Source organism: Burkholderia sp. SIMBA_062 (genome assembly GCF_046534765.1).
Lineage (GTDB): Bacteria > Pseudomonadota > Gammaproteobacteria > Burkholderiales > Burkholderiaceae > Burkholderia > Burkholderia ambifaria.
The window spans coordinates 184188-200336 of sequence record NZ_JAWRYD010000006.1; the positions used below are offsets into that span (position 1 = coordinate 184188).

At 65.6% G+C, this 16149-nt stretch carries 12 protein-coding genes; all 12 read right to left on the bottom strand.

Annotated features, from left to right (window positions below; all coding sequences use genetic code 11):
* Positions 1-47 precede the first annotated feature (47 nt).
* Positions 48-725: a 16S rRNA (guanine(527)-N(7))-methyltransferase RsmG gene (rsmG, locus tag SB786_RS08775; protein ID WP_410727128.1), complete on the bottom strand. Its 678-nt coding sequence runs from the start codon at positions 723-725 to the stop codon at positions 48-50.
* The gene (gene mnmG / locus SB786_RS08780) at positions 722-2692 is read right to left on the bottom strand and encodes a tRNA uridine-5-carboxymethylaminomethyl(34) synthesis enzyme MnmG (RefSeq protein ID WP_410727129.1); all 1971 of its coding nucleotides are present in this window, start codon (positions 2690-2692) and stop codon (positions 722-724) included. The genes rsmG and mnmG overlap by 4 nt, the downstream gene beginning before the upstream one ends.
* 502 nt (positions 2693-3194) lie before the next feature.
* Positions 3195-3953 carry an ABC transporter ATP-binding protein gene (locus SB786_RS08785; protein ID WP_175708635.1) on the bottom strand — a complete coding sequence of 253 codons (759 nt, stop codon included), beginning with the start codon at positions 3951-3953 and terminating at the stop codon, positions 3195-3197.
* On the bottom strand, positions 3953-5737 hold the full coding sequence (locus SB786_RS08790) for an ABC transporter permease subunit (RefSeq protein WP_410727130.1): 1785 nt from the start codon (positions 5735-5737) through the stop codon (positions 3953-3955). The genes SB786_RS08785 and SB786_RS08790 overlap by 1 nt, the downstream gene beginning before the upstream one ends.
* A gap of 4 nt (positions 5738-5741) precedes the next feature.
* The gene (locus SB786_RS08795; protein WP_410727131.1) at positions 5742-6797 is read right to left on the bottom strand and encodes a branched-chain amino acid ABC transporter permease; all 1056 of its coding nucleotides are present in this window, start codon (positions 6795-6797) and stop codon (positions 5742-5744) included.
* Positions 6798-6997: 200 nt separating this feature from the next.
* A complete protein-coding gene (locus tag SB786_RS08800) occupies positions 6998-8155 on the bottom strand; it encodes an ABC transporter substrate-binding protein (RefSeq protein ID WP_410727132.1) in 1158 nt (385 codons plus the stop codon).
* Between the two features lie 1098 nt (positions 8156-9253).
* Positions 9254-10228 (bottom strand): branched-chain amino acid ABC transporter permease, encoded by a 975-nt coding sequence (locus tag SB786_RS08805; RefSeq protein ID WP_410727133.1) that lies wholly within the window; start codon positions 10226-10228, stop codon positions 9254-9256.
* The gene (locus tag SB786_RS08810) at positions 10228-11112 is read right to left on the bottom strand and encodes a branched-chain amino acid ABC transporter permease (protein WP_006751329.1); all 885 of its coding nucleotides are present in this window, start codon (positions 11110-11112) and stop codon (positions 10228-10230) included. The genes SB786_RS08805 and SB786_RS08810 overlap by 1 nt, the downstream gene beginning before the upstream one ends.
* A 122-nt stretch (positions 11113-11234) precedes the next feature.
* Positions 11235-12434: an ABC transporter substrate-binding protein gene (locus SB786_RS08815; protein ID WP_410727134.1), complete on the bottom strand. Its 1200-nt coding sequence runs from the start codon at positions 12432-12434 to the stop codon at positions 11235-11237.
* Between the two features lie 77 nt (positions 12435-12511).
* On the bottom strand, positions 12512-13267 hold the full coding sequence (locus tag SB786_RS08820) for an ABC transporter ATP-binding protein (protein WP_006751331.1): 756 nt from the start codon (positions 13265-13267) through the stop codon (positions 12512-12514).
* The gene (locus SB786_RS08825) at positions 13264-14043 is read right to left on the bottom strand and encodes an ABC transporter ATP-binding protein (protein WP_006751332.1); all 780 of its coding nucleotides are present in this window, start codon (positions 14041-14043) and stop codon (positions 13264-13266) included. The genes SB786_RS08820 and SB786_RS08825 overlap by 4 nt, the downstream gene beginning before the upstream one ends.
* Positions 14044-14463: 420 nt before the next feature.
* On the bottom strand, positions 14464-16149 hold the full coding sequence (locus SB786_RS08830) for a GMC family oxidoreductase (RefSeq protein ID WP_410727135.1): 1686 nt from the start codon (positions 16147-16149) through the stop codon (positions 14464-14466).

The following is a 16149-nucleotide window of genomic DNA, read 5'->3' on the forward strand; positions in this document are numbered from 1 at the left end:
CCTTTACCTTCAAACAAACGGCGCGCTAACGCGCGCCTTCAATTCGCCTAGTCGACGATCACCTCGATCAGGTGCCGTTCGGCATCGAGCATCGGTACTGCAAGCCGCATCGTCTGCTTTACGCGGCTGCCTTCCGGCAGTCGTGCAATTTCGTCGTCCGGGTGAACGCCCTTCATTGCCCAGATCGATCCGCCGCGCGCGACGAGATGACGAGCAAGTTTAACGAAGTCGGATAGATCCGCGAAGGCGCGGGACACGATCATGTCGAATTTTTCCGGCACTTCGACACCCGGCTGCAGCAATTCGACCCGCCCGGTGACGACCGACAGGTTCGCGAGCTTCAGCTCCGCGCGCATTTGCGTCTGGAATGCAGACTTTTTCTGCACGATATCGTTCAACGTCACCTGCCAGTCCGGCTGGACGATCGCCAGCACGATGCCAGGCAGCCCACCGCCCGACCCCACGTCGAGCACGCGCGCAGATGCACGGTCGCGCAGATGCGGAACGATCGAGAGCGAATCGAGAATGTGCTGGATCAGCATCTGCTTCGGGTCGCGGATCGCAGTCAGGTTGTAGACCGCGTTCCACTTGCCGAGCAGCGCGACATAGTCGAGCAGCTGGTTGCGTTGTGCATCCGTCAATGCGATGTCGAGCGCGGCCGTGCCGTCGACGAGCATCTGTTCAAGTACGTCCCGATTAACCGCCGGCGCGCGACGCGCCGTCATTGTTGCGTCGGGACGGTGCCGTCCCCCTGCTCCGTCGCCTCGGCGGCGGTGCCGTTACGACGACCTAGGCCACGGCGCTTCAGGTGCACCATCAGCAGCGAGATCGCAGCCGGCGTGACGCCCGAGATCCGCGATGCCTGGCCGATCGTTTCCGGCCGGAACTCGTTGAGCTTCTGGCTTACTTCGAACGACAGGCCGCGAACCTCGCGGTAGTCGATGCCGTCCGGCAGGCGCGTGTTCTCGTTCGCATCGTTGCGCTCGATCTCGCTCGCCTGTCGCTCGATATAGCCCTGGTACTTGATGCCGATCTCGACCTGCTCCTTGATCTGCTCGAGCAGCACCGGATCGTCGGCCAGCGGTTCGGCCGGCGCGCATTCGCCACCCTTCAGGCTGCACACGCCGTCGTAGCTGATGCCCGGGCGGCGCAGCAGTTCGGCGAGGCTGTACTCGTGATCGATCGCCTTACCGAGCAAAGCCGTTGCCTCTTCCGGAGGCAGCGTCTTCGGCGTGACCCACGTCGACTTCAGGCGTTCGGTTTCACGTGAAACAGCGTCGCGCTTCCGGCTGAATGCGTCCCAGCGCGCGTCGTCGACGAGCCCCAGCTCGCGACCGATCTCGGTCAGACGCATGTCCGCGTTGTCTTCGCGCAGGCTCAAGCGGTATTCCGCACGGCTCGTGAACATCCGGTACGGCTCGGCCACGCCGCGCGTGACAAGGTCGTCGACCAGCACGCCAAGGTAGGCCTGGTCGCGACGCGGGCACCATGCGTCCTTCTCCTGCACGTAGCGGCCAGCGTTCAGGCCGGCCAGCAGGCCTTGCGCGGCCGCTTCTTCGTAGCCGGTCGTACCGTTGATCTGGCCCGCAAAGAACAGCCCGTTGATCGCCTTCGTCTCGAGCGACGCCTTCAGCGCGCGCGGATCGAAGTAGTCGTACTCGATCGCGTAGCCGGGGCGCAGGATGTGCGCGTTCTCGAGGCCGCGCATCGAGTGCACGAGTTCGAGTTGCACGTCGAACGGCAGGCTCGTCGAAATCCCGTTCGGATAGAACTCGTTGGTCGTCAACCCTTCCGGCTCGAGGAAGATCTGGTGCGATTCCTTCGACGCGAACCGGTGAATCTTGTCCTCGATCGACGGGCAGTAACGCGGGCCGACACCTTCGATCACGCCTGTATACATAGGCGAACGGTCGAGGCCGCCGCGAATGATGTCGTGCGTGCGCTCGTTCGTATGCGTGACCCAGCACGGCAGCTGCTGCGGATGCTGATCAGCGCGGCCCAGGAACGAGAACACGGGAATCGGATCGAGGTCGCCCGGCTGCTCGTCCAGCTTCGAAAAGTCGATCGAGCGGCCGTCGATACGCGGCGGCGTACCGGTCTTCAGGCGGCCCTGCGGTAGCTTCAGCTCCTTCAGGCGCGCTGACAACGACACGGCCGCCGGATCGCCCGCGCGACCGCCCGTATAGTTGTTCAGACCGACGTGGATCTTGCCGTCGAGGAACGTACCTGCCGTCAGCACCACCGCACGCGCACGGAAGCGGATGCCGATCTGCGTGACGGCGCCGACCACACGGTCGCCTTCGACCATCAGGTCGTCCACTGCCTGCTGGAACAGCCATAGGTTCGGCTGATTCTCGAGCCGATGGCGGATCGCGGCCTTGTAGAGGATGCGGTCGGCCTGAGCGCGCGTCGCACGCACGGCCGGGCCCTTCGACGAATTGAGGATCCGGAACTGAATACCGCTCTCGTCTGTCGCGGCAGCCATCGCGCCGCCGAGCGCATCGACTTCCTTGACCAGATGGCCCTTGCCAATGCCGCCGATCGACGGATTGCAGCTCATCTGCCCGAGCGTTTCGATGTTATGGGTCAGCAGCAGCGTCTTCGCGCCCATACGGGCCGATGCCAACGCGGCTTCCGTGCCGGCGTGCCCGCCACCGACAACGATGACGTCAAATTCTGTGGGAAAAAGCATGGTGGATTCCGTGCACAGGACTGCGCACGAACCTATCTGAGAAATGTATGGGGCGAATTATAGCGGGTTCGCTTTTCACCCGAAGGCCATCCGAATGGTAGGGCCGGTTCATTTCGTCGTTTTTTTGGCCGATTGGCCTAGCTGTGCGGTCCACCCCTGCCACGGCGACGCCGCCGCGAACTCGACGCACACCGTCAAGCTGTGCAGAACCGCGGTGGGCGGCGGCTCGCGAGACCCGACATCGCTGCCGCCTTCACAGTATTTCCGATCCGTCGCCCCATACTTATCCCCTGTGCCGTTTGTCTCACGGCAATAGCGGGTTGTCGTGCAGACAACGCTCGTTACCCTGTGCAACCCACCCGCCGGATCACAGCGCTTCGGCTGGATGCTCCGGCACTTATCCCCAAACCCGATTCGTCGGAGCATCGCCCCGCCCCCGAAAACAAAAACGGCGTGTTTCACGTGAAACACGCCGCCCGTTTCCCGCCACCCGCCCTAACCATCAAGCCATCTTCTTCGCCAACCCGAGGTACGTTTCGATCACGCGCGGATTTTGTGCCAGCTCGGCCGCCGGCCCTTCCAGCGCCAACTCACCCGTCTCCAGTACGTAACCATAGTCCGAGATCTGCAGTGCCGCCCGCGCGTTCTGCTCGATCAGCAGCGTCGCGACGCCTGTGCCGCGCAACGCGCTGATGATATGAAAAATCTCCTTCACGATCAGCGGCGCCAGCCCGAGGCTCGGCTCATCGAGCATCAGCAGGTCGGGTTTGCCCATCAGCGCGCGGCCCACCGCAAGCATCTGCCGCTCACCGCCCGACAGCGTACCGGCCGCCTGCTTGCGCCGCTCCTTGAGCCGCGGAAACAGCGCAAACACATGATCGAGCTGGTCGAGGAAGTTCGACTCGCCCGCGAGCTTGCGGCGATACGCGCCCAGCACGAGGTTGTCCTCGACCGTCATCGTGCTGAACAGCTCGCGTTTTTCCGGCACGAGGCACATCCCGCGCGCGACGCGCTGCTCGACCGGCAGCGCGCCCACGTCGTTGCCGCGGTACATGACCGCGCCCGACGCATGCCCGGTCACGGGCAACGCGCCCATGATCGCATTCAGCATCGTCGACTTGCCGGCACCGTTCGGGCCGATCACGCTGACGATCTGCCCCGCGCCCACCTTGATCGCCGCACCGTGCAGCGCCTCGACTTTCCCGTACCGGACCGCCAGTCCACGCACCTCGAGAATCGGCATCGTCGTGTCCACCGTCATCACTCCACCCCGCCCAGATACGCTTCGAGCACCGCCGGATCCTGCTGCACGTCCTGCGGCAGTCCTTCCGCGATCCGCGTGCCGAATTCCATCACCACCAGCCGGTCGGTGAGGTTCATCACGAAATCCATGTCATGTTCCACGAGCAACACGCTCATCCCTTCGGCCTTCAGGCGCCGCAGCAGATCGGCGAGTTGCTGCTTCTCCTGGTAGCGCAGCCCGGCGGCCGGCTCGTCGAGCAGCAGCAGCGTCGGGTCGCAGCACAGCGCGCGTGCGATTTCGAGAATCCGCTGCTGGCCGAGCGCGAGGCTGCCCGCTTCGTCGTACATGTGCTTTTCGAGCCCGACGCGGCGGATCTGTCGTGCCGCTTCGGCGAGCAGTTGCGCCTCCTCGTGCGCGTTGAGCCGCGCGATGCTGCGCCACACGCCCGTATGACCGCGCAGATGCGCGCCGATCGCGACATTCTCGAGCACCGTCATCGTCGGCAGCAGCTTCACGTGCTGGAACGTACGGCCGATCCCCCGCCGGACGATCTGACGCGACGTGAGCCCGTCGATCCGCTCGCCGCGGAACGTGATCGCGCCGCCGGTCGGCTGGAGCACGCCGGTCACGAGGTTGAAGGTGGTCGACTTGCCGGCGCCGTTCGGGCCGATCAGACCGATGATCTGCCCCGCCTTCACGTCGAAACTGACGTCGTTGACGGCCACCAGCCCGCCGAATTGCTTGCGCGCGTTGTCGACGACAAGCAGCGGCTCGCCGGCCACCGGTTTCGCACGCTGCGGCATCGGATCGGCCTGGTCGGGCACATGTGCGCGCGGCCCGCGCGGAAACAGCTTCGCGACGAACGGCCACACGCCCTGGCGCGCGTACTGCAGCAGCAGCACCATCAGCACGCCGAACACGATGATCTCGAAGTTGCCTTCCGAGCCGAGCAGCTTCGGCAGCAGCGTCTGCAGGTAGTCCTGCAGCACGGTGAGGATCGCCGCGCCGAGCACCGCGCCCCACACGTGCGACACGCCGCCGACCACGGCCATGAACAGAAATTCGATCCCGTGGTTCAGTCCGAACGGGGTCGGGTTCACCGCGCGCTGCAGATGCGCGTACAGGAAGCCCGATACCGCGGCGAGCACGGCCGCGTAGACGAAGATCACGACGCGCATCCATGCGGTGTTCACCCCCATCGCCTCGGCCATCACGCCTCCGCCGCGCAGCGCGCGGATCGCGCGGCCGGGGCGGCTGTTGAGCAGGTTCTGCACCGACACGATCGCCGCCAGCACGACGGCCCAGATCAGGAAGTACAGGCTGCGGCCGCTTCCGAGCTCGATGCCGAACAGGTTCAGCGCCGGAATCCCGTTGATCCCGTCGTACTTGCCGAGCAGCTCGAGGTTACCGAACAGATAGAACAGCGCGAGGCCCCACGCGATCGTGCCGAGCGGCAGGAAGTGCCCGGACAGGCGCATCGTGACCGCACCCAGCACGAGCGCGACGAGCGCCGTCAGCACGACGCCGACGATCAGCGCGAGCCACGGCGACACGCCGTATCGCGTCGTCAGGAACGCCGTCGCATACGCGCCGATGCCGACGAACGCGGCCTGCCCGAAACTCGTCATCCCGCCGACACCCGTCAGCAGCACGAGCCCGATCGCGACGATCGCGTAGAGGCCGATGTAGTTCAGCAGCGTGATCCAGTATTCGGGCACCTGCAGCGCGCCGGGCAGCACCGGCAGCGCGAACAGCACCACGAGAAACACCCAGAAGGTCTTGTTCCGTACCATCGTCTTCATCGTGTCACTCCTCTTCCTCTTCCGCATGCGGCGTCGCGAAACTGCGCCACAGCAGCACCGGGATGATCAGCGTGAACACGATCACTTCCTTGTACGCGCTCGCCCAGAACGACGAATACGATTCGAGCACGCCGACGAGCAGCGAGCCGGCCGCCGCGAGCGGATAGCTGACCAGCCCGCCGATGATCGCGCCGACGAAGCCCTTCAGGCCGATCAGGAAGCCGGAGTCGTAATAGATGGTCGTCAGCGGACCGACGAGGATGCCGGACAGCACGCCGAGCCCCGCTGCCAGCGTGAACGCCAGCCGCCCGGCTTCGGTCGTGCCGATGCCGACGAGCCGCGCGCCGAGCCGGTTCACCGACGTCGCGCGCAGTGCCTTGCCGGCGATCGTGCGACCGAAGTACACGTACAGCGCACCGATCAGCACCAGCGCGGTCACGACCACGAGAATGCTCTGCACCGACACCGTCATGCTGCCGACGGACAGCGACGCGTCCGCGAATCCGTTGGTACGCGAGCCTTCCGCGCCGAACATCACGAGCCCGAGGCCGACCATCGCGAAATGGACCGCGACCGACACGATCAGCAGCAGCAGCGTCGTGCCTTCGGCGATCGGCTGGTAGACGAGCCGGTAGACGAACGGCCCCATCGGCACGACGATCGCGAGCGTCAGTGCGATCTGCGCGAGCATCGGCAACGGCTGCGCGGCAAAGCTGCGCGTGAGCGCGAACACCGCAAGCGGCAGCAGCACGTAGCGGCTCCCCAGCGTCGCGAGCGTACGGCCGAGCTGATGGCGGCGTTCGCGATGACGGACCAGGCCGCCGACTTCCAGCATGAAGCACGCGATGCCCATCACGAACAACAGCCAGCACGTAGCGGGAAATTTCTGCGCCTGCAACGCCGCAAGCGTGAGCGCGCCGTAGGCGACGAATTCGCCCTGGGGAATGAAGATCACCCGCGTGACGGAAAACACCAGCACGAGCGCCAGCGACAGCAATGCATAAATGGCGCCGGTCGTGATGCCGTCTTGCGCGAGGATCGCCGCAATCGAGAAATCCATACGTTTCGTGTATCGAGAATGCTGCGGAGAATCGGCGACGGGGGCGGCCGCGCACGCGGACGGCAAGACCGGAAGGTCAGGCGTCGTGCGGCGGCTTCCCGGACACTCCATGCGGCGCGAACGCGGGCCGCCAGGCCCGCCGCGCTGCCGACGGCGCGCACGGCGCCGTTCGCGCCGCGCCCGCCGGTTTCACGTGATGCTTACTCGGCCTGCAGCTTCCACTTGCCCTCGACGATCTGCACCATCACGCGCGCACGCGTGTCGAAGCCGTTGTGGTCGGTCGACGTCATGTTGATCACGCCGTGCGATACAGGCAGGTTCTTCACGCTCTCGAGCGATGCGCGCAGCGCCTCGCGGAACGCCTCGGTGCCCGGCTGGCCCTTCTTCAGCGCGTCGGGAATCGCACGCTGCAGCAGCAGCCCCGCATCCCACGCATGGCCGCCGAAGGTCGACAGCGAGCCCGCGCCGTACGCCTTCTCGTACGCAGCCTTGTAGCCGAGCGCCGGCTTCTTCACCAGATTCGAATCCGGCAGCTGGTCGGTCACGAGCACCGGGCCGGCCGGCAGGATCTCGCCTTCGCAATCCTTACCGCACACGCGCAGGAAGTCGTTGTTCGCGACGCCGTGCGTCTGGTACACCTTGCCCTTGTAGCCGCGCTCCTTGAGCGTCTTGGCCGGCAGCGCGGCCGGCGTGCCGGAGCCGGCGATCAGCACCGCGTCGGGATTCGAGCCCAGCAGCTTCAGCACCTGCCCCATCACCGACGCATCGGTGCGGTTGTAGCGCTCGTTCGACACGACCTTCAGCCCGTTCTTCGTCGCGGCCGCGTTGAACGTGTTGTACCAACTGTCGCCGTACGCGTCGGCGAAGCCGATGAAGCCGATCGTCTTCACGCCGTGCTTCGCCATGTAGCCGGCGATCGCGTCGGCCATCAGCTGGTCGTTCTGCGGCACCTTGAACATCCACGCGCGCTTCGCGTCCATCGGCGCGATGATCTGCGCGCTCGCCGCGAGCGAGATCGTCGGCGTCTTGCCCTGCGACACCGGATCGAGCATCGCGAGCGAATTCGGCGTGACGGACGAACCGATGATCGCGTCGACGTGATCCTCGTCGATCAGCTTGCGCACGTTCTGCACCGCACGGCTCGTGTCGGACGCATCGTCGAGCACGATGTACTGGACACTCTGGCCCGCGATTTCCTTCGGCAGCAGCGCGATCGTGTTCTTTTCCGGAATCCCGAGCGATGCGGCCGGCCCGGTGGCCGACAGCGTCACGCCGATCTTCACCTGTGCCGACGCCGTGGCCGCCGCACACACGAGGCCCGCGGCAAGCAGAACCTCCATCCATCGATTCATCTTCATTTATGTTGTCTCCAAACGCTGCTCGAAAAATCCACGGGTCGCTCGGGCGGCTCCCGGCCCTCAAACAAGTTAATAATTTAACTATCTCGCCCTGCCGCGCCTACGCTCGTTTTCCCGTGAAACGCGCGCGTGCGCCGCCGCGTATTCCGAAGCGGTCGTTCGACCGTCACGATGCGCGGCCGCAATGTCGTCAGGATGAAGCAAGCGCGGAAATGCGGGCTTGCGGGAAAGGCGATCGATGCGCAGGCAACGATCGCCGGCGGGCCGACCGGCCGAAGCGGATTCGGCCACGCGTGTCGCCGGCGCAAGATCGGAAGAGCGGCAGTTCATGTAGATGCGAACGCAACGACCGGAGAAACACTCGTGCCGGCCAACCGCGCCGGAGCGCGCATACCGGCCTCGGAGCGGCTCGCGAAAGCGCGGGCATAACCATGCGCCGCCCACCCCGTACGAGCGGCGCCAGCCGCCCCTCGTGCCCCGATCCATCGTCCTGCGCTTCTCATCCAACCGTACTCCCTCTTCTGCATTTTGCTTGTAGGAGAACTGCCGACCGATTTTCCCGACCGTGCGGTCGGCGAAAGCTGAGTGTAACGGACGCATTTTGCGCACGCCAACCGGGTAAGCCCGGACGGCATGCACGCGGCTGCGCGCCAGCGGCGATCGACCGGCAGGCGTGACAAAAACGGGGGACGGGGTGAAGCGTGGGCAGTGCGAAGCTGAATACGGGCGCGCGGAACGCGGCGCCGCTCCCGTGCAGCATCGAGGGAAATTCGCGCGCACAAATGAAAAAGCGCTGTTGGATTCCGTCCAACAGCGCTTTGGGGTCCGGGCACTTTGTGCCTCGATTGTCTCCTCGTTCTCCACCTGCAAATTCGTTTCGCGGTGCATCAGAACTGAACGAAGATTAAAGGACCTTTCATGCTGCGACAACTTAGCATTTACCCCTATGGTGCATCGCCGCACGAAAATGGGGCACCAGCCCTGCCGCGCGGCACCGGCCGGAGGCCGCCGAAACGCCCTTCCCGGCCGTGCCGGATGGTGCTTCGCATCAGCCTTGCATCAACCGTGCATTCCACCCGCCGCACCGACGCGATGCATTCAGGATGGCCTGAGCGTCTTCACCCGCGCGACCATCTCGCCCACGATCCCGCGCCGGAATGCCAGCACGCACGCGATGAAGATCAGCCCCGTGACGATCGTCGCCGATTCGCCGAGCGAGTGGAACCAGCCGATGCCGGTGGCTGACGCGAGCCATTCGCCGATGTCGCCGAGCCGGTCCTCCAGCGCGACGATCAGCGCCGCGCCGAGCAACGGCCCGAACAGCGTGCCCATCCCGCCGACGAGCGTCATCAGCACGACGAGGCCCGACATCGTCCAGTGCGCGTCGGACAGCGTCTCGAAGCCGAGCACCAGCACCTTCAGCGAACCGGCCAGCCCCGCGAGCCCGGCCGACAGGATGAACGCGAGCAGCTTGAAGCGATCGGTGTCGTAGCCGAGCGAGATCGCACGCGCCTCGTTCTCCTTGATCGCGACGAGCACCTGGCCGAACGGCGAGTGCACGATTCGCACGATGAACGCGCACGCCGCAACGATCACCGCGAGCACGACGTAGTAGAGCGCGACGTCGTTCGACAGGTCGACGAGCCCGAACAGGTGTCCGCGCGGCACGCCCTGCAGGCCGTCCTCGCCGCGCGTGAACGGCGCCTGGAGGTAGATGAAGTAGACCATCTGCGCGAACGCGAGCGTGATCATCGCGAAGTAGATGCCCTGCCGCCGGATCGCGAACAGGCCGACGACGAGCCCGAGCAGCGTCGCGGCGAACGTGCCGACGAGCACGCCGAGCTCCGGCGTGAAGCCGAGCGTCTGGATCGCATAACCGGTGCCGTAGCCGGCGGTCGCGAGGAACATCGCATGGCCGAACGACAGCAGCCCTGTATAGCCGATCAGCAGGTTGAACGCGGCCGCGAACAGCGCGAACGTGAGCACCTTCATCACGAAGACCGGATACGCGCCGATGAACGGCGCGGCGAGCAGTGCGGCGAGCAGCACGCCGTAGAGCACTTTTCTCTGCATCATTTTTCCTTGCCGAACAGGCCCGCCGGGCGGATCAGTAGCACGATCGCCATGATCACGAACACGACCGTGGCCGACGCTTCCGGATAGAACACGCGCGTGAAGCCCTCGATCACGCCGAGCAGCAGCCCCGTGATGATCGAGCCGAGGATCGAGCCCATCCCGCCGATCACGACCACCGCGAACACGGTGATGATCATCGGCTGGCCCATCAGCGGCGACACCTGGATCACCGGCGCGGCGAGCACGCCGGCAAACGCCGCGAGCGCGACGCCGAAGCCGTAGGTGAGCGTGATCATCATCGGCACGTTCACGCCGAACGCCTCGACGAGCTTCGGGTTCTCGGTACCGGCGCGCAGATAGGCGCCCAGGCGCGTCTTCTCGATCACGAACCAGGTCGCGAGACACACCGCGAGCGACGCGACGACCACCCACGCGCGGTAGTTCGGCAGGAACATGAAGCCGAGATTGGTCGCGCCGGACAGCTGCGACGGCACGTCGTACGGCTGGCCGGACGAGCCGTAGATCGAGCGGAACACGCCTTCGACGACGAGCGTGAGGCCGAACGTGAGCAACAGCCCGTACAGGTGATCGAGCTTGTACAGCCAGCGCAGCATCGAACGCTCGACCAGGATCCCGAACGCGCCGACGATCAACGGCGCGAGCGCGAGCATTGCCCAGTACGGCAACCCGAGGTACGACAGCCCCATCCACGCGAGCATCGCGCCCAGCATGAACAGCGCGCCGTGCGCGAAGTTGATCACGTTGAGCAGCCCGAAGATCACCGCGAGCCCGAGGCTCAGGATCGCGTAGAACGAGCCGTTGACGAGCCCGAGCAGCAACTGGCTCAGCATCGCCGGCAACGGAATGCCAAAGATTTCCATCGACTTAGCCGTCAGTATGAGTTTCGTTGCGTGCGCAACCTTCAGGCCGCGGCGCACGCGAGCGGCGCAGCGAGCACATCGCCGCGGCCGCCGCAGGGCGCCGCCATGCCGCTACGTCGCGCTCACTTCCACAGCGCGCAGCGCGATTCCTTCTTGGTGCCGAACGCCTGGTCGCCCGGAATCGTCGCGAGCACCTTGTAGTAGTCCCACGGCTCCTTCGACTCCGACGGCTTCTTCACTTCCATCAGGTACATGTCGTGAATCATGCTGCCGTCCTGGCGGATGGCGCCCTTCGCGTAGAAGTCGTTGATCTTCATCTTCTTGAGCTCGGCCATCACCTTGTCGGAGTCGGTCGTGCCGGCCGCCTGCACGGCCTTCAGGTAGGTCGTCACCGACGAGTAGTCGGCCGCCTGCAGGCTCGACGGCATCTTCTTCATCTTGCCGAAGTAGCGCTGCGCCCACTGGCGCGATGCCGCATCGCGGTTCCAGTACCAGCTGTCGGTCAGCACGAGGCCCTGCGTCGTTTCGAGGCCGAGGCTGTGCACGTCGTTGATGAACATCAGCAGCCCGGCGAGCTTCATCGTCTTCGTGATGCCGAATTCCTTCGCGGCCTTGATCGCGTTGATCGTGTCGCCGCCCGCATTCGCGAGGCCGAGGATCTGCGCCTTCGACGATTGCGCCTGCAGCAGGAACGACGAGAAATCCGACGCGGACAGCGGATGCCGTACCGCACCCAGCACCTGTCCGCCGTTCGCCTTCACGACGTCCGACGTGTTCTTCTCGAGCGCCTTGCCGAACGCGTAGTCGGCGGTCAGGAAGAACCACGTCTTGCCGCCCTGCTTCACCACCGCCGAGCCGGTGCCTTTCGCGAGCGCCATCGTGTCGTACGCATAGTGCACCGTGTACGGCGTGCACTCCTCGTTCGTCAGCGTGTCCGCGCCCGCACCGATGTTGATGTAGACCTTCTTCTTCTCCGCGGCGAGCTTGGCCATCGCCAGCGCCGTCCCCGAATTCGTGCCGCCGACGAGCAGGTCGAGACCGCCTCGATCCATCCATTCGCGCGCCTTCGACGCGGCGATGTCCGCCTTGTTCTGGTGGTCGGCATAGACGACCTCGATCGGCTTGCCGAGCACCTTGCCGCCGAAATCGGCGACGGCCATGCGGATCGCCTCGAGGCCGCCCTGGCCGTCAATGTCCGAATACAGTCCCGACATGTCGGTGACGAAACCGATCTTCACGGTATCCGCGGCATGCGCGGCGCCGGCGGTGAACGCGGCGGTCGCGAGCGCGAGACAGGCTTGTGCGAGGGTCTTCATTTTCATTGACGTCTCCTGTTCTTCTGATGCGTTGTGGTTATTCGAGAGCCGCCACGGCTAGCGGCAAGGGAAACAGGGCGGCGTCACACCCCGAGCAGGTCGTGAAGGATCGGCATCTTGCCTTCCAGTTCGGATGCACGGAAATGCTCGACGATGCGGCCATGCTCCATCACGTAGAAGCGGTCGGCGAGCGGCGCGGCAAAGCGGAAATTCTGTTCGACCATCACGACCGTGTAGCCGCGCGCCTTCAGCGCGACGATCATCCGCGCGAGCGCCTGCACGATCACCGGCGCGAGGCCTTCGGAGATTTCGTCGAGCAGCAGCAGGTTCGCGCCGGTGCGCAGGATCCGCGCCACCGCGAGCATCTGCTGCTCGCCGCCGGACAGCCGCGTGCCCTGGCTCTGCCGGCGCGACGCGAGATTCGGGAACATCGCGTAGATCTCGTCGAGCGGCATCGCATGCTCGCGCGGCCCGATCAGCGGCGGCAGCATCAGGTTCTCCTCGCACGACAGGCTCGAGAAGATCCCGCGCTCCTCCGGGCAATAGCCGACGCCGAAATGCGCGATGCGGTGCGTCGCGAGGCCGATCGTTTCGTTTCCCGCAACCTTGATCGACCCGCTGCGGCGGCCGGTGAGGCCCATGATCGCGCGCAGCGTCGTGGTGCGGCCCGCGCCGTTGCGGCCGAGCAGCGTCACGACCTCGCCGCGATGAACGCTCAGGTCGACACCGTGCAGTATGTGGGATTCCCCGTACCAGGCCTCGAGGCCCGTGATCTCCAGCGCGGGCGTGCCGCTCTCGACGCCGCTCAATTCGCGTTCCTCCCGTTCGCTGCGCTTCATGCGTGCGCCCCCGCGAGCGCCGCGTCGGCGCTGCCCATATAGGCTTCGATCACGAGCGGATTCTTCGACACCTCCGCATACGAGCCTTCGGCCAGCACCTCGCCGCGCTGCAGGACGGTAATCGTGTCGGAGATGCCGGCGATCACGTTCATGTTGTGCTCGACCATCAGGATCGTGCGGCCGCTCGCGACCTTCTTGATCAGCGCGGTCACGCGGTCGACGTCCTCATGGCCCATCCCTTGCGTGGGCTCGTCGAGCAGCATCAGTTCGGGTTCCATCGCGAGCGTCGTCGCGATCTCGAGCGCGCGCTTGCGGCCATATGCGAGCTCGACGGTCGGCACGTGTGCGAAATCGGTGAGGCCGACCTGCGTGAGCAGGTCCATCGCGCGATCGTCGAGCCGCTTCAGCGTGCGCTCGCTGCGCCAGAAATGGAATTCGGTGCCGAGCGAGCGCTGCAGGCCGATGCGCACGTTCTGCAGCGGGCTCAGGTGCGGGAATACCGCCGAGATCTGGAATGAACGGATGATGCCGCGGCGGGCGACCTGCGCGGGGCGCTCGTCGGTGATGTCGATGCCGTTGAAGACGATCTGACCGGCCGTCGGTGTCAGGAACTTGGTCAGCAGGTTGAAGCAGGTGGTCTTGCCCGCGCCGTTCGGTCCGATCAACGCATGGATCGCACCGCGGCGCACACGCAAGTTGACACCGTTCACGGCGGTGAAGCCCCTGAATTCCTTCGTCAGTCCGCGTGTTTCGAGAATCGTGTCGCCGAGAATCATGTTCCCTTCCGTACGAAGTCAGGCGAACCACCGGGAAGATTCGCGCAAGCGACCGCGAACTGGCTGCGGATGAGCGGGCTGTCCCCGGACGCCGTATCACGCATCGAGGGTGGTCTCCCGCGCCGACGCGTATGCACATTGCGCAACATTGTCGCCCCGTTGGTGCAGTGCAATCATCGGGATTTGCACTTATAGGGCTGACGCCCTATCCGATGCGGCGCTTCGCGAATTTTCGACGGGTTTTTTTGACACGCGCATCATCGGCACTCGCATGCGCATCGCGCGTGCCTGCGCGAACGCACGCACGCGATGCACGCTTATCTCACCAATCCGGTGCGATCCGCTCGCTTCGGCGTGCTTCGCATCGCGAATCAGCAGGCGGCTGAATGGCAGCCCGCTGTCGTGGATGTCAGCGTGGTGTCACGCAGCCGTCACCGACGCTTCCGTTCGCACGTGCGTCGCTTCCTGCGCCGCGCGTCGATCGGCGCGGATCATGTCGCTCGCGCGCTCGGCGATCATCAGCGTCGGCGAATTCGTGTTGCCCGACGTAATGAACGGCATCACCGATGCATCGACGATCCGCAGCCCCGCGATGCCGCGCACGCGCAACCGGCTGTCGACGACGGCCCGCTCGTCGTCCACGCGCCCCATCCGGCACGTGCCGACCGGATGGAAGATCGTGGTGCCGACCGCGCCCGCCGCATCGATCAGTTCGGCTTCGGTCCGATACTGCGTGCCCGGCAGGATCTCCTCCGGACGATAGCGTGCGAGCGCCGGCGCGGACGCGATCCGGCGCGTGAGACGCAGCGCGTTCGCGGCGACATGACGATCGTGGTCGGTCGACAGATAGTTCGGCGCGATCGACGGCGCCACGCCCGCATCGGCGCTCGCGATGTGCACGCTGCCGCGCGAGCTCGGCCGCAGATGGCAGACCGACGCCGTAAAGGCGTTGAACCCGTGCAGCGGCTCGCCGAAGCGCTCGAGCGACAGCGGCTGCACGTGATATTCGAGATCGGGGCGCGTGAGCGCGGGATCGTCCGGATCGGACTTCGCGAACGCGCCGAGCTGCGACGGCGCCATCGACATCGGCCCGCGCTGCAGCAGCGCATATTCGGCGCCGATCATCAGCTTGCCCCACCAGTGCGCGGATAGCGTGTTGAGCGTGCGCACGCCATCGACGCGAAACGCCATCCGCAACTGCAGGTGATCCTGCAGGTTCTCGCCGACGCCGGGCAGATCCTGCACGACGTCGATGCCGAGCGCCTGCAGTCGTGCGCCCGCACCGATGCCCGACAGTTCGAGCAACTGCGGCGAATTCACCGCGCCGGCGGTCAGCAGCACTTCGGCGCTCGCGTGCGCGACGTAGTCGGTGCCGCCGCCGCGATACTCGACGCCGACCGCGCGCCGCCCGTCGAAGATCACGCGCTGCGCGTGCGCGCCGGTGATGACGGTCAGGTTCGGGCGCGTCATCGCGGGCCGCAGGAACGCCTTCGACGTATTCCAGCGCACGCCGCGCTTCTGGTTCACCTCGAAATAGCCGACCCCGGTGTTGTCGCCGTGGTTGAAATCGTCGGTCGCGGGGATGCCCGTCTGCTGCGCGGCCTGCGCGAACGATTCGAGGATCTCCCAGCGCAGCCGCTGCTTCTCGACGCGCCAGTAGCCGCCCGCGCCGTGCGCATCGCTCGCGCCCGCGTGGTGGTCTTCGCTGCGCTTGAAGATCGGCAGCACGCTGTCCCACGACCAGCCGGCGTCGCCGGTTTCCTGCGCCCAGCTGTCGTAATCCTCGCGCTGGCCGCGCATGTAGATCATCCCGTTGATCGACGAGCAGCCGCCGAGCACGCGGCCGCGCGGATACGACAGCGCGCGGCCGTTGAGCGCCGCCTCGGGCTGCGTCTTGTACAGCCAGTCGGTGCGCGGATTGCCGATGCAGTATAGATAGCCGACCGGGATGTGGATCCAGTGATAGTCGTCCTTGCCGCCCGCCTCGAGCAACAGCACGCGGATGTCGGGATTCTCGGTCAGGCGGTTCGCGAGCACGCAGCCCGCGGTGCCCGCGCCGACGATCACGTAATCGAATTCGCCCTCGAGCGTACGTTGAGTACTCAC

Bases quoted from the DNA above. Each gene is read 5' to 3' on its own strand.
- SB786_RS08820 (WP_006751331.1), bottom strand. From the start codon at position 13,267: ATGAAGCGCAGCGAACGGGAGGAACGCGAATTGAGCGGCGTCGAGAGC.
- SB786_RS08810 (WP_006751329.1), bottom strand. From the start codon at position 11,112: ATGGAAATCTTTGGCATTCCGTTGCCGGCGATGCTGAGCCAGTTGCTG.
- SB786_RS08795 (WP_410727131.1), bottom strand. From the start codon at position 6,797: ATGGATTTCTCGATTGCGGCGATCCTCGCGCAAGACGGCATCACGACC.
- rsmG (WP_410727128.1), bottom strand. From the start codon at position 725: ATGACGGCGCGTCGCGCGCCGGCGGTTAATCGGGACGTACTTGAACAG.
- SB786_RS08805 (WP_410727133.1), bottom strand. From the start codon at position 10,228: ATGCAGAGAAAAGTGCTCTACGGCGTGCTGCTCGCCGCACTGCTCGCC.
- SB786_RS08785 (WP_175708635.1), bottom strand. From the start codon at position 3,953: ATGACGGTGGACACGACGATGCCGATTCTCGAGGTGCGTGGACTGGCG.
- SB786_RS08800 (WP_410727132.1), bottom strand. From the start codon at position 8,155: ATGAAGATGAATCGATGGATGGAGGTTCTGCTTGCCGCGGGCCTCGTG.
- mnmG (WP_410727129.1), bottom strand. From the start codon at position 2,692: ATGCTTTTTCCCACAGAATTTGACGTCATCGTTGTCGGTGGCGGGCAC.
- SB786_RS08825 (WP_006751332.1), bottom strand. From the start codon at position 14,043: ATGATTCTCGGCGACACGATTCTCGAAACACGCGGACTGACGAAGGAA.
- SB786_RS08790 (WP_410727130.1), bottom strand. From the start codon at position 5,737: ATGAAGACGATGGTACGGAACAAGACCTTCTGGGTGTTTCTCGTGGTG.
- SB786_RS08815 (WP_410727134.1), bottom strand. From the start codon at position 12,434: ATGAAAATGAAGACCCTCGCACAAGCCTGTCTCGCGCTCGCGACCGCC.